This window comes from Acetobacter fabarum, from assembly GCF_029069195.1.
In the GTDB taxonomy this organism is placed as follows: domain Bacteria; phylum Pseudomonadota; class Alphaproteobacteria; order Acetobacterales; family Acetobacteraceae; genus Acetobacter; species Acetobacter fabarum_A.
Genome location: NZ_JARDYK010000003.1, coordinates 157,619 through 170,403, shown reverse-complemented (window position 1 = coordinate 170,403; position 12,785 = coordinate 157,619). Strand labels below are relative to the sequence as shown.

10 protein-coding genes are annotated in these 12,785 nt (G+C 54.6%); 6 read left to right on the top strand and 4 right to left on the bottom strand.

Annotated elements, in window-relative coordinates; genetic code table 11:
- Nucleotides 1-7 precede the first annotated feature (7 nt).
- Nucleotides 8-358 carry an arsenate reductase (glutaredoxin) gene (gene arsC / locus PY793_RS06420; protein WP_275177266.1) on the top strand — a complete coding sequence of 117 codons (351 nt, stop codon included), beginning with the start codon at nt 8-10 and terminating at the stop codon, nt 356-358.
- 95 nt (nt 359-453) lie between these two features.
- Here arsC and PY793_RS06415 read toward each other — a convergent pair whose 3' ends face one another.
- The gene (locus PY793_RS06415; RefSeq protein WP_275177265.1) at nt 454-2,898 is read right to left on the bottom strand and encodes a membrane-bound PQQ-dependent dehydrogenase, glucose/quinate/shikimate family; all 2,445 of its coding nucleotides are present in this window, start codon (nt 2,896-2,898) and stop codon (nt 454-456) included.
- Between the two features lie 509 nt (nt 2,899-3,407).
- Between PY793_RS06415 and PY793_RS06410 the strand changes: the two genes are divergently transcribed.
- Complete coding sequence (locus PY793_RS06410; protein WP_275177264.1) at nt 3,408-5,084, top strand: alpha-keto acid decarboxylase family protein; 1,677 nt, start codon at nt 3,408-3,410, stop codon at nt 5,082-5,084.
- Nucleotides 5,085-5,374: 290 nt separating this feature from the next.
- Nucleotides 5,375-7,012: a carbohydrate porin gene (locus PY793_RS06405; protein ID WP_275177263.1), complete on the top strand. Its 1,638-nt coding sequence runs from the start codon at nt 5,375-5,377 to the stop codon at nt 7,010-7,012.
- Between the two features lie 27 nt (nt 7,013-7,039).
- Here the strand turns inward: PY793_RS06405 and PY793_RS06400 are convergent, their stop codons facing one another.
- A complete protein-coding gene (locus PY793_RS06400) occupies nt 7,040-7,474 on the bottom strand; it encodes an acyl-CoA thioesterase (RefSeq protein ID WP_408744676.1) in 435 nt (144 codons plus the stop codon).
- Nucleotides 7,475-7,767: 293 nt separating this feature from the next.
- On the opposite strand from PY793_RS06400, the gene PY793_RS06395 reads away from it, so the two are divergent.
- A complete protein-coding gene (locus tag PY793_RS06395; RefSeq protein WP_275177262.1) occupies nt 7,768-8,001 on the top strand; it encodes a hypothetical protein in 234 nt (77 codons plus the stop codon).
- Nucleotides 8,002-8,472: 471 nt separating this feature from the next.
- Here PY793_RS06395 and PY793_RS06390 read toward each other — a convergent pair whose 3' ends face one another.
- Entirely contained in the window at nt 8,473-8,757 is a 285-nt protein-coding gene (locus tag PY793_RS06390) for a hypothetical protein (protein WP_275177261.1), read from the bottom strand.
- Between the two features lie 216 nt (nt 8,758-8,973).
- Here PY793_RS06390 and PY793_RS06385 point away from each other — a divergent pair, with 216 nt between their 5' ends.
- Nucleotides 8,974-10,335, top strand: coding sequence for an MFS transporter (locus PY793_RS06385; RefSeq protein WP_275177260.1), 1,362 nt, complete (start codon nt 8,974-8,976; stop codon nt 10,333-10,335).
- 72 nt (nt 10,336-10,407) lie between these two features.
- Here PY793_RS06385 and PY793_RS06380 read toward each other — a convergent pair whose 3' ends face one another.
- Nucleotides 10,408-11,607, bottom strand: a complete 1,200-nt coding sequence (locus tag PY793_RS06380; protein WP_275177259.1) for a PepSY-associated TM helix domain-containing protein — start codon at nt 11,605-11,607, stop codon at nt 10,408-10,410.
- Between the two features lie 217 nt (nt 11,608-11,824).
- Here PY793_RS06380 and PY793_RS06375 point away from each other — a divergent pair, with 217 nt between their 5' ends.
- Nucleotides 11,825-12,604 carry an AraC family transcriptional regulator gene (locus tag PY793_RS06375; protein ID WP_275177258.1) on the top strand — a complete coding sequence of 260 codons (780 nt, stop codon included), beginning with the start codon at nt 11,825-11,827 and terminating at the stop codon, nt 12,602-12,604.
- Nucleotides 12,605-12,785 lie beyond the last annotated feature (181 nt).

Here is a 12,785-nt window from a genome sequence, read left to right as displayed (position 1 = left end):
ATGTAACATGACTGTAACAGTTTACCACAATCCGTCCTGCGGTACGTCCCGCTCCGTGCTGGAGCTTGTGCGCAATGCGAACATAGAGCCCGAAGTAGTGCTTTACCTTAAAACACCCCTCAGCCGTAAACAGCTTGAGGACATTGCACGCCAGGATACGCTTGGCGCGCGTGATCTTTTACGCACCAAGGAAAAACTGTGCGCAGAGCTTGGCCTGGACAAACCAGAAACCACAGAGACCCAGATACTGGACGCCATTGCCCAGCACCCCTGCCTGCTCAACCGCCCTGTTGTGGTCACACCCAAAGGAGCAAAAGCCTGCCGCCCGGCCAGCATGGTGCTGGAGCTTCTGCCATAACCACACCCCCGCCCAGGCATGGTGGGAGCATAAAAAAAGGGGCATGTCCGGCTTATGGTAAACCGGACATGCCCCGTACTGCCTAACCCATAGAGTTAGTGCGTAGTAGCACCGGCACCTTCTGGCAGGTCATAGGCGATAATATAGTCCCCCACATCAGGCGAGTGGCTGGCCCCACCTGCGGAAATAACCACATATTCCCGCCCTGTTTTAGGGGAGCGGTAAATAAGGGGAGCAGCAACAGCCCCCACGGGCAAACGCTGCTTCCACACTTCCTGCCCGGTCCGGGAGTTAAGTGCGCGCAGGTAATAGTCCTGTGTCCCTGCAAAAAAGACCAGACCGGACGCCGTGGATGTAGGGCCACCCAGCGTAGGCATGCCAATTGGCACTGGCAGATGGGTTTTAACACCCAGCGGTCCCAGATCTTCCACCGTACCCATAGGCACCTGCCAGACAATTTTTTTGGTGTGCAGGTCAATGGCTGTCATGGTGCCAAAAGGAGGCGTGTTGCACGGTACAGCCAGCGGGGATTGCAGGACATCAATTTTAACCCCGCCATATGGCCCGGCCAGTTGAGGGCGGATAGTGCCCATAAACCCCGGAACCTCATCCGTGGAAACCTTGAACTTGCGGGCGTTCTCCCGCGTGACCAGAGACATCCGCAGTGGCATGCGCATGTCATTGACAAACATGAGCCCGCTATTTTCATCCACCGAGATACCGCCCCAGTTCATGCCACCGAGCAGGCTGGGCCATTCAATGTATGGTTTTTCGCCCGGTGGGGTAAACGGCCCGGTATAAACCGAACTTTTAAACATGATCCGGCAATAAAGCTGGTCAAACGTGCTAACCCCCCACATGGCGCTCTCGCTCAACGGGTCCGCGCCGATGGTGGGCATCCCAACAGAAAACGGCTGGGTAAGGGAAAGATGCTCGCCCTGCGCCGCAGGGGTTGTGGCAACCGGCGTTTCCACCACTTCGGTTACGGGCTTGCCTGTGCGCCGGTCGAGCACAAAAATATGCCCGGTCTTGGTGGTCTGGATCAGGGAAGGGATTTTTTCACCCTGCGCATTGGTCACATCATACAGCACTGGCTGTGAAGGCAGGTCATAATCCCATACATCATGATGAATCAGCTGCGAAACCCAGCGGGTCTGGCCTGTGGCTGCATCCACCGCCACAACAGCCGCCCCGAAGCGACCATTAGCCGTGCTGCGGTCCCCACCCCAGTAATCAGGCGGACCGTTGCCGGTGGGCAGGTAAACGAGATTGAGCTCCTTGTCATAGGTCGGCACCGTCCAGACATTGGGGGTGGACAGTGTGTAGGTCTGATCGGGTGCAGGGGCATGCGTGTTATCGGGGTTGCCTACATCCCACGCCCAGGCCAGGGAGCCATCACGCACATCAAACGCCCGCACAACACCTGATGGCTCACCAGGCATGATGTCACGCACCCAGCCCCCGACAACCACCAGATGCCCCATAACCACGGGAGCGGCGGTAGGGTGGTAGCGCCTGCTGTTTTCGGTTGGCCCCATCTGCTTTTTAAGATCCACAAACCCCGCATTGCCAAAGCCCGCGCACACCGCGCCACTATGGGCGTCCAGCGCGAACAGGCGCGCATCAACGGAGGAAACCAGAATGCGCTGGCGGCAGTCTGGCGCGGTGTTGCTGGCCTTCTGCGCCTGCGTCAGGCTGGTATCCGCATCCATGTCATAATACCCAACACCACGGCAGCTTACATGTTCGGCCGTGACTGCATTGGGGTTGAACTTCCAGATTTTCTGCCCTGTATCGGCATCTATGGCAGTGATCAGGTTTTCTGGTGTGCAGGAGTACAGAACATTCCCGATCTGCTGGGGGGTGTTCTCATCCGTGCCAAAACCACTCCCGCTTATACGGCGGCCGGTACGGTAAACCCACGCAACCTTAAGCTGGCCTACATTGGCAGGGGTAATCTGGCTATACGGCGCAAAACGTGTGCCGCTGGCACTCCGGCCATAGAACTCCCAGTCCTGCGGAGCGTCTGGCGTACCAGCCTGTGCCACTCTGGCAGCATCACTCAGCGCGTCAGGGTTGTTAATTGTCCCATGCGGGAAAAACGCCAGCACCAGCGTGCCCACCAAAGCGGCCATAACGGTCAGGCCCCCCCAGGCACTCCACCGCCGCACATTCGCATGAATGGTGGGGAAGAGAGCCGCCAGCCACAGACCAAGGGTCAGCACAATGGCGGGCACAACCAGACGGGGCAGCAATTCCCAGTAGCCAATCCGCGGTGCATCATAAAAAGCCCACAGGCAGGTTGCAACAAACACGGCCACGGATGCAGGCAGCGCACTACGCCTGCGCAGGAAAAAAAGGGCTGCCAGCCCCACATAGGCCAGCCCTGCCAGCAGGTAGTACGCCGAACCACCAAGGACCAGCAACCGCCCGCCGCCATACGCCAGAACAAGCCCCACCCCTGCACTCAGCAGTGCAAAGAGAACCCGGTACACATTGGCCCCTGTTATCCGGCGACCAGTTTTGAATGGTTCGTCCATTCCTTATTCCCCCAATTCCCTCAGTTCTCAAAGACCGCACGGCAGCAGCCCCGGTACAACCACCTTGACCAGCCCGCACCCTGCCATTCCTGAACAAAGACGGTGGTCTGTGTTCCATGACCTTGGATGCTGTCAATAATAATTCGGTATTTTACAAATCACGGACTGCCGTACACAAGAATATGACCCGGCTTTTCAGACCCATGATGCTGTATAAATCTACTCTGTATCACGTTGAGGTGAGACACAAAACACCCCGCACCGTGCGTAAAGCCTGTTCAGTCCCATGATCTGCGCTGGTGCAATCCCCCCATTTTTTGCAAGCCATTGAATTATCAGACTTACTTTCAGATTTTCACGTTAAAATGCCCCCATAATACCTTCAGGGCATATTATAAAAATATGGGTTATGGCAGCTTCATATATTGGACATCCCCCCGGCATCGCGCGTTTAACTGATGCAATGCCCCTGCGCGCAGGACCCTATTTTTAAGGAATTCGCCTCTACCATGACCTATACAGTTGGAATGTATCTGGCCGACCGTCTGGCACAGATCGGTCTGAAACATCATTTTGCGGTCGCCGGGGATTACAATCTGGTCCTGCTCGACCAGCTCCTTCTCAACAAGGACATGCAGCAGATCTACTGCTGCAACGAACTGAACTGCGGCTTTAGTGCAGAAGGCTACGCCCGCGCTCATGGGGCTGCCGCAGCCGTTGTCACCTTTAGCGTTGGCGCCATTTCCGCCATGAACGCCATTGGCGGCGCCTATGCGGAAAACCTCCCCGTTATCCTTATTTCCGGCTCCCCCAACAGCAATGACTACGGCAGCGGCCATGTGCTGCACCACACGCTGGGCAACACGGATTACGGCTACCAGCTTGAGATGGTACGCCACGTAACCTGTGCAGCCGAAAGCATTACGGACGCAGCCTCTGCTCCGGCCAAGATCGACCATGTTATCCGCACCGCCCTGCGTGAGCGCAAACCGGCGTATCTGGAAATTGCCTGCAACGTCTCCTCCGCTGAATGCGCGCGCCCTGGCCCGGTTACGTCCCTGCTGGCAGAACTGACCCCCGATACCACAAGCCTGAATGCCGCAGTGGATGCTGCCGTCGCCCTGCTGGAAAAATCCGAGCGCGCCGTTATGCTGGTTGGCACCAAGGCCCGCTCTGCCCATGCGCTGGGCGAAACAGAAGCACTGGCAGACCGCATTGGCTGCGCCGTAACCATTATGGCGGCCGCCAAAGGGCTGTTCCCCGAAGACCATGCCAGTTTCCGTGGCCTGTACTGGGGCGAAGTTTCCGCCCCCGGCACGCAGGACCTGGTGGAAAAAGCCGATGCCGTGCTGTGCATTGCCCCTGTATTCAATGACTATTCCACCGTTGGCTGGACTGCATGGCCCAAAGGCGAGAACGTGCTGGTTGCCGACCCCAACCGCGTGACCGTTGGCGGGCAGACCTTTGAAGGTTTTACCCTGCGTGAATTCCTGACCGCTCTGGCCAAAAAAGCGCCCCACCGCCCGGCAAGCGCGCGGGATTCCAAGTACACGCCTACCAAAATTGCGCCCGCAGCCCCGGATGCACGCCTGACAAATGACGAGATGACCCGTCAGATCAACGGCATGCTCACCTCCAAAACCACCCTTGTGGCGGAAACGGGGGATTCCTGGTTCAACGCCATGCGCATGCACCTGCCACGCCACGCCCGCGTGGAAACAGAAATGCAGTGGGGCCATATTGGCTGGTCCGTGCCGTCCTCCTTTGGCAATGCCATGGGCTCGCAGGAACGCGAACACATTGTTATGGTAGGGGATGGCTCCTTCCAGCTAACCGCGCAGGAAGTCGCCCAGATGGTGCGCTACGAACTGCCCGTTATTATTTTCCTTGTGAACAACCGTGGCTACGTCATTGAAATCGCCATTCATGATGGCCCTTACAACTACATCAAGAACTGGGATTACGCCGGTCTGATGAACGTGTTCAACGCAGGCGAAGGTCATGGCCTTGGCATGACGGTTACAACCGGCGCGGAACTGGCAGAGGCCATTAAAAAGGCACAGGCCAACCACCGTGGCCCAACCATTATTGAATGCCAGATCGAACGCACTGACTGCACGGATATGCTGGTCCAGTGGGGCAAGCGCGTTGCCTCCGCAAATGCCCGCAAGCCGCACGTTTCATAACAGATTTTCTGGTTTTTCCGTTCAAAAAACGCCCCGGATACATATCCGGGGCGTTTTTTTATACCCCAGGCGCGCACACTCACCGATACGTTATTAAAATCACGTTATCTTATAATAAGTTTTCAAAAAAAACATGTTACGCGAAGTCCAGTTTCACCAGACCTTAAAAGGATAACTGGACGCGGCACGCTCCGCACCACGCAACTGGAAAATTTAAATGGAAAAACATGTTATTATAAATATGTTTTTCTAAAAAATATTTCCATGAAAACATGTTAGAAAAACGTTATATGACTATAAAATCATCAGGTTTTCTGGCTCTGCTCACATGGGGTTGTGCAGCCTTCTGCCACGCCACACCCATACAGGCACAGGCACCTCTATCCACCTCCGCCAGAACCACAGAACGGGTTGAGCACACCATACGCCAAAGCGAGGAACAACCCCTCCTGCCCGACCCCCATGTGCTGCAACGCCCGGTCAACTCCCCACTGCCCCCCAGTGGTGTGCCGGTGGCACCCTGGCCGGGCCTTGCAACAATGGACATTCCCAGCGTGAATGATTACGGCGCAAAAAAGCCGCACCATATCATGACCCTTGACCCCCTCAGCCTGCACGAAGGGCCATCGTGGCTTCTGCCTTCCACAATGGATGCCCAGCGCCACACGGATATGGAAGATCCCTACTACGTACCCACTGCGGGTAGCAGCCATCTTGTGCCTCAGATCATGCCTTTCCGTACCCGCTTGCAGCAAAAAGGATTTGCCTTTTCCTTTACCTACAAGGGAGAGGCGATGGGCAACATCAATGGCGGCATCAAACGTGGCATGGATTACGTGCACGAACTGACATTGCAGATGAATTTTGATCTGGGCAAAATGGCCGGACTGGATGGCTGGTCAGTGCATACGCTGCTCATGAACCGCGCAGGCCGCGAAGTCTCGCACGATATGGTGGGTGAATATTATGTCAATCTGATGGAAGTGTACGGTCTGTCCGGGCACGTTGCGGCCCATCTGGTTGATCTGTACGCAGAAAAACAGTTCCTCAACAACCGTATGGATATTACCTTTGGCCGCATGTCGCTCACGCATGTTTTTGCGACATCTCCACTACTCTGCTCGTTCATGCTCACCTGCTCGGCCCCTGTGGCGCTCAAGCTGAACACCGGTTTTTCCGTTTACCCCAAGGCCACATGGGGTGCGCGTGTGCGCTTTCGCCCCACGCGGGACACCATGGTGCAGCTTGGGGCGTATCAGGTCTCCCCTCTCAACGGTAATCCCAGCGGATGGTCCTGGGGAAGTGAGAAGACAACAGGGATAATGCTGCCCATAGAATTGACCTGGCAGCCTTTCCTGACCCGCAACCGCCTGCCCGGCCACTATGTTTTTGGCTATGCGCACGATACATCACGCTACGCTGATCAACTGAGAAGCAGGCCCACCACCCTGTCAAGCCAACCCGGGCTCGAACACAGCGCACCCATGGATATTTTCTGGTTTGAAGGAGACCAGATGATTTACCGTCTGGGAGGTCGCAACCAGTTGGCAGGCGGCTATCTGATAGCCGGGTATATCCACAATACCCCCCATGTCTCGACCATTTCGGACGAGGCCTATGGAGGATTTTCCTTTAACGGACTTATTCCTGCCCGCCTGACGGACAGGCTGGGCATCCTGTATTCATGGTACCATGTAAGCGACCGCAAGCGACTTGGACAGATGTACGCGCAGGATGCGGGTCTGTCGCTTGGCGCGCAGGTCCGGGGGCCCCAAACGGACTCCCATGTTATCGAAGCGTACTACGCCATTGACGCCATACCCGGCGTGACCGTCCAGCCTGAGTTTGAATACATGATCCGACCGGGAGAAACATCGCACATTCCCGATGCGGCTCTGGTGGGCCTTAAAGTGATTGCCAACCTGTAAGCATGAACCCATGTGGGAGAGGGGCTGTCAGTTTTCCGGGGGCACCTTCTGGCCCGCCAAAGGCCGTTCCTTGTCCAATGTCTGCGGTCGCCCGTCTTCATCCACGGCAACAAACACAAAGTTTCCTGATGTGACCTTCTGCCGGATATTTGTCCGCCGGATGCGCCTTACGGATTCTGCGCAGATGGTAATGGACGTGCGGCCCACCTTAACGATGCGTGTGTAAACATTCAGTTCATCCCCCACCGCCATGGGATGATGAAACACCATACCGTTAATGGCTACGGTGACGCATTTACACCCTGCAAACCCTTCCGCCGCAGTGCTGGCGGCAAGATCCATCTGTGAAGCAACCCAGCCGCCAAAAATATCGCCTGCGGCATTTGTATCCCTGCGCATGGCCACAACCCGCACAGCAAGATGCGCATCCGTTGCCCAGTCACTTGGTTCCGTATTCCCCACGATCACCCCTTTTGCCTAACGCATGGTTCTTGGCTTGAATGTTGGGACCATGTTTCTCCATTCCGGGCAAAACATACAGTGGAATCTGTGCGCGCCACCCATGCCTGTAGCAAACGTGAAAATCCAGACGGCAATGCAGGCAGAAGAGCATAGGCCGCAGGATTACCCCCCGACCCGCATCATTCACGCATTTGTTATATTGACCATCGTAATATCATAGTCACAGAGAGAAAATTATTTTACATGAATCTATAGATTCGTTCATAGTTAAGTAGAAAGAGGGAGGCCCGACAATGTACAGATATGCAGTTTCCTTTACGGACCAAACACATATCAATATCCTGGACATCATACGGCAAGCAAAAGATAACAATACCAACAACACTATTCAGACCACAACAAACGGCTCTGGCGAAGTTTATGCAAGCGACCTGAAAGGGGCCCGTGTGAACGCCAATGAAAAATTCGTGGATAAAACCATTGAATCTATCATGAAAGAGAACAATTCTGGATATTTTTACGCATAACCTGCTTTATGGAACTGGTTGAAAACTCATATTTACGATTTTTTTATTATAATTTCTTAAAAATATCATTACTTGATCGGGACATTCTGGCACTATGCCGCAGACTGCGGTCATAAATGCTGCTTTGTATCCTTATGCCTTCCTCTTCACGCAGCTTCTGGCCAAAGGCCCCAAACCACTCATTACGCCACTGGCCTTCCACAATAACATTGCCCCCTCCTGTCGCCACCACCACTTCGCACGGTGAAGAACAGACCCCCGTGAAAAAACCCCGAAACTCATGAGCCATGTTCCCGGCCGCACAACTGGCCAGTTCTTTACCCCAGAGAGATGGAAAGCCTTGCTCCTATTTCCTGCCATACGGCAGGTATGAAAACTGACATGACACAGAATAATTACATATAATCCAACAATCACTTTATATATTACATATGAATATTTTATAAAATAGAATAATAATTTATAGTATTACTAGAATTCATAAGATTTTAATTTCTGTATTATTATTTTATTATGGAAATATTTTTTTCCAAAATACTTCTGCTTTTCATAGATTCTCAAACAAGACCTGTCCATTTCATAAGACAGTTCATTTTTTCTTTTCTGAGGAAGACTGTCATCCCATTCTCCCGCCAGATACTGACAAACATCCGCATCATGGAAAAAGGCAATCACATCATCTGGAAAATTATCTTTAGTTTTTGCAATGGCTGGTGAGAAATTCACGCAATATAAAAATACCAAAATATATTTCATCTGGGGTCTGGCTCCATATCTTTGAGATAGACGATAAAACCTGCCGTGTTATGACTATAGAAACGCCACAAGAGCAAAGCAGGACCTCCATCGACTGGAACTCTCCCAAGTCGATGACTTACACTCCAAAGAAAGGAAGACGGGTCAGGCAGGCTACTTTAAACAGTCTGAAGATACAAAATAGTCTTTATTAACGATCAGGATACCGAGTTTTTTATGACCTCACCGCCTATTTCCGATACACAGCGCCGTCTGGTCATGCTTTGTGCCGTGCTTGGCATTGTTCTGGGGGGGCTGGATGGAGCGATTGCCAATATCGCACTCCCCACCATCGCCCACGATCTCCACTGTAGCGAGACCCTGACAGTCTGGGTCGTCAATGTCTATCATCTGGCGGTTGCGGTTAGCCTGCTGCCTGCTGCGGCTCTGGCGGACACACTGGGCCTGAAGCGGGTTTACGGGTTCGGGATCTTACTTTTTACAGTCGCCTCCCTTGCCTGCGCCCTTGCAGGTTCACTGGGGGTTCTTATCGCAGCGCGCGTCGTACAGGGGCTGGGGACAGCCTGCATGGCCGCGCTGAGCGGTGCGCTTGTGCGCAGCGTGTATCCCAGAACCCTGCTGCATCAGGCTTTTGCCATTATTGCATTAGCCGTTGCCATTTCCGCCGCAGTGGGGCCTACGCTGGCGGCCATGGTGCTGGCTGTTGCTCCCTGGCCATGGCTGTTTCTGATCAACGTGCCGATTGGCCTGATGACGGTTGCTCTTTTTCTGCGGGCAGCTCCGGCCAGCCCCCGCACTCCAACCTCATTCGACTGGATGGGCACACTACTGAATATAGGCGCTCTGGGGCTTGGTATTCTAAGCGTCGATGCACTGGGGCAACAGAAAACCGGGCTGGCAACGCTTGAGGTCGGGGCAGGTCTGCTTTGCGCCATTATGCTGTATCGCCAGCAGAAGAGCCTGGCTACGCCTATGCTGCCCTTGGATCTTCTGGCTATTCCGCTGTTCTCGCTTTCAATCCTGACATCTATCTGCGCTTATACCGCACAGATTCTGGCTTATGTCGCGCTACCGTTTTTGTTCCAGACGGTCATGCACCTCTCCGCCGTAACAACGGGCCTGCTTGTCACGCCCTGGCCCGTACTCGTTGCCATTGCGGCTCCTTTTGCAGGCCGACTGGCTACACGGCATCCGGCTTCGGTTTTGAGTAGCGTGGGGCTGGCGCTTCTGGCAGCCGGACTGGCAACCCTGAGTCTTATGCCCGCACAGCCTGCCTTTTGGGACATATGCTGGCGGATGGCGCTCTGTGGCATTGGATTTGGCTTTTACCAGACCCCCAACAATCTGACAGTCATGACCTCTGGCCCGGCAACCCGCAGCGGTGCGGCAAGCGGTATGATGGCCGTTGCGCGTACACTGGGCTGGGCTCTGGGTTCTGCTCTGGTCGCTCTGGTCTTTGGTTTTTCCCAAGGCAGTGGTGGGGCGGTGCATTGCCTTGAACTGGCTACAGGGTTTGCTCTTCTTGGTGCCGGGCTGAGTGTCTCGCGCCGTGTTATTCGCCGGGAGGAAAAGCGGTAAAGGGCTGAAATGGCGGGAGGGACGCACACTGGCAAATAACAGGCGCCTTCAGCGACTCTCAGATATTTTGCACTATCTGCGACGTGCTGCGGGAAGGTGCTTTCGCCGTGCCTGATCTTTACGCCACCAGATCATAACGCCAGTTACCGAAAGTAGACAGACGCCCAGACCCGAAAGCGCAATCATGATCCGCCCGGTTAAACCCGCTATCCGGCCACTATGCCAGGGAGACTGGAGTTGAAGGATCAGATTGCCAATGCGACCCCTGCCCGGAAACTCGTCCGCAGTCACGTCACCGGATTTCAGATCAACAGTAACAACGGGACTGCCCAGACCAGCGGGTTCGCTCCCATTATCGCTGAACAGAAAAAATGTCGCGCTCTCACCGGAAGGCGCAAACAAAACCGCGGCAGGGCGGGCGGTCTCACCCCGTGCCCGCGCAAAGGAGACTGCGATTGTTTCGGCTTCGTCGACCGATACGCCGGAGACCGAAGAAGTCCGCTGCCGCACTATCAGCGGTGGATCGGTTGGAAAAATCGCTTTTACAACGGGCTGAAAAATTTCTTCATCAAGTGTAAGGGACACCCCACTGACGGCAACCCCCAGCAGGATGACCCAAAGCCAGAGCGAGACGGCTCGGTGCAGATCAAATACAAGCCGTGCCTGGGACCGGCCGAAGGAGATCGTCCAGGCCTTGACCCATCGTCCCCAGTAGGAACGCTCCGCTGTCAAAGAGAGCGGGAAAGTCAGAAACAGCCCGACGACGCAATCAATCGACCAGAGAATGGCGGAAAGACCAAGAATCCACATCCCGCTTTTTCCCAGATCGAGCGAATAATGGAGGCGATAGACAAACGACATAATGGCCCGCCGGTTCAGGCAACATCCTTCACTGGGCCTTTCTCCCTGAATATGACCGTCCATCGGATCAACAAAGATGTCTCTTTCAGAATCGCCATTGCGGTCTTGCAAGGTATCGGTCGAGAAAGCCTCGATTGTCCGGTTCTCTGGCGGTCGATAAATCAGACCCGTAATTTTCTGGGTCGGATGCTGCTCGGACAGAGCATTCAGCAACGTGGAGAGCGCAAGACCATGCGCAGGATGCACCGCCTTGAAAAAATCCGGGTTAAGAGCGGCATCGATTTCATTGCGGAACACGACGATGCTGCCCGTCAATCCCGAGATACACAGGATAGCGGCAAGGAACAGTCCGCTATAGCGGTGCGATCGTACCAAAGTCGGCCGAACAATCTTCAGGAGTGCTATGGGCATGCGCGATCGCTTGCCACAGCTTGACGTAAGCCGCAAGGTTAGATAACAATAATCATTCGCATTTAACCCGGTTTGAAGTCTAACCGGCGGTTTTTGGTCCCTCCTCTGGTTTCGACGTTGAGCCCGATCTGGTTTTTTGGTTTCACGCGCTGCCAGAAAAGAGAATTTTTATTTTGCGAACCGTTTCTGTGGTCTGGAAAAACAAGAGCCTTAGTGCATGAAGCGTACAGTTGACCTTCCATGCCATCCGCCACCCGTTGTAGGTTTCGCCGACCGCTATGCAGGCGGATTCGTGGATGGATTTCACACCCATGATCGCGCCCAACTGTCTCTGTTCCTCGCCGGGACCGTGGCCGTCAGCACAAAAAGCGAGAGTTTTACACTCCGTCCGGGTCAGGCATTATGGCTTCCGGCTGGCACGTTCCATCAGGCAAACTGCCGCACCGACCTGACATTTCAGGTCATATATGTCGATCCGGATTTGTCCGGCGCTAACCTTCCATGCCGTGTCTTCGAAGCATCCACCCTTCTGCGTGGCCTTGTCGAGGAGATTATCAGCATGCGCTTCGACTTCACCATGGACGAGCGTATGCGTTCCATCACCCATCTGCTGCTCCACGAAATAGCGCGTGCGCCGCAGATTGCCGGCCGTCTGCTCTTCCCGTCCGATCGCCGTCTTCTGCGTGTCTGTGAGGCGATTGCAGCCAAGCCGGGCGATCGACGCGACATCGAACATTGGGCACGAGAAGCCGGCATGGCGCGGCGCAGCTTCACCCGTCTGTTCCAGATAGAAATGGGTATGGGATTCTCCGCATGGCGCAGGCGGGTACGGGCGATCGAAGCCGCATCACGCATTGCAGCAGGTCAGTCGGTTGCTGAGGTCGCGTTCGATCTTGGCTATGACAGTGCGGGAAGTTTCAGCTCCATGTTTCATAAAACCTTTGGAATGGCTCCCAGCAGCCTGCGGTCGATGCGACCTTCAGCGTTACGGTTGTAGAGAGAGGCGCGGCGTACTTCATGACCATTCTGGTGACCGCAACCGGATCGCACGTCGTCTATCGGGCATAATTCATGGGAACTCAGGCCAAAAACAGGCACCTCGCTTGTTCGGCAAGACCAGCGTGATTAATACATGCAAATAAGAACAGGTCGCAAATTGATCGAACAACGGGTCTCCA

Coding starts and splice junctions, on each gene's coding strand:
- PY793_RS06385 (WP_275177260.1), top strand. CDS start 8,974: ATGACCTCACCGCCTATTTCCGATACACAGCGCCGTCTGGTCATGCTT.
- PY793_RS06395 (WP_275177262.1), top strand. CDS start 7,768: ATGTACAGATATGCAGTTTCCTTTACGGACCAAACACATATCAATATC.
- PY793_RS06405 (WP_275177263.1), top strand. CDS start 5,375: ATGACTATAAAATCATCAGGTTTTCTGGCTCTGCTCACATGGGGTTGT.
- PY793_RS06410 (WP_275177264.1), top strand. CDS start 3,408: ATGACCTATACAGTTGGAATGTATCTGGCCGACCGTCTGGCACAGATC.
- PY793_RS06390 (WP_275177261.1), bottom strand. CDS start 8,757: ATGAAATATATTTTGGTATTTTTATATTGCGTGAATTTCTCACCAGCC.
- PY793_RS06375 (WP_275177258.1), top strand. CDS start 11,825: ATGAAGCGTACAGTTGACCTTCCATGCCATCCGCCACCCGTTGTAGGT.
- PY793_RS06415 (WP_275177265.1), bottom strand. CDS start 2,898: ATGGACGAACCATTCAAAACTGGTCGCCGGATAACAGGGGCCAATGTG.
- arsC (WP_275177266.1), top strand. CDS start 8: ATGACTGTAACAGTTTACCACAATCCGTCCTGCGGTACGTCCCGCTCC.
- PY793_RS06380 (WP_275177259.1), bottom strand. CDS start 11,607: ATGCCCATAGCACTCCTGAAGATTGTTCGGCCGACTTTGGTACGATCG.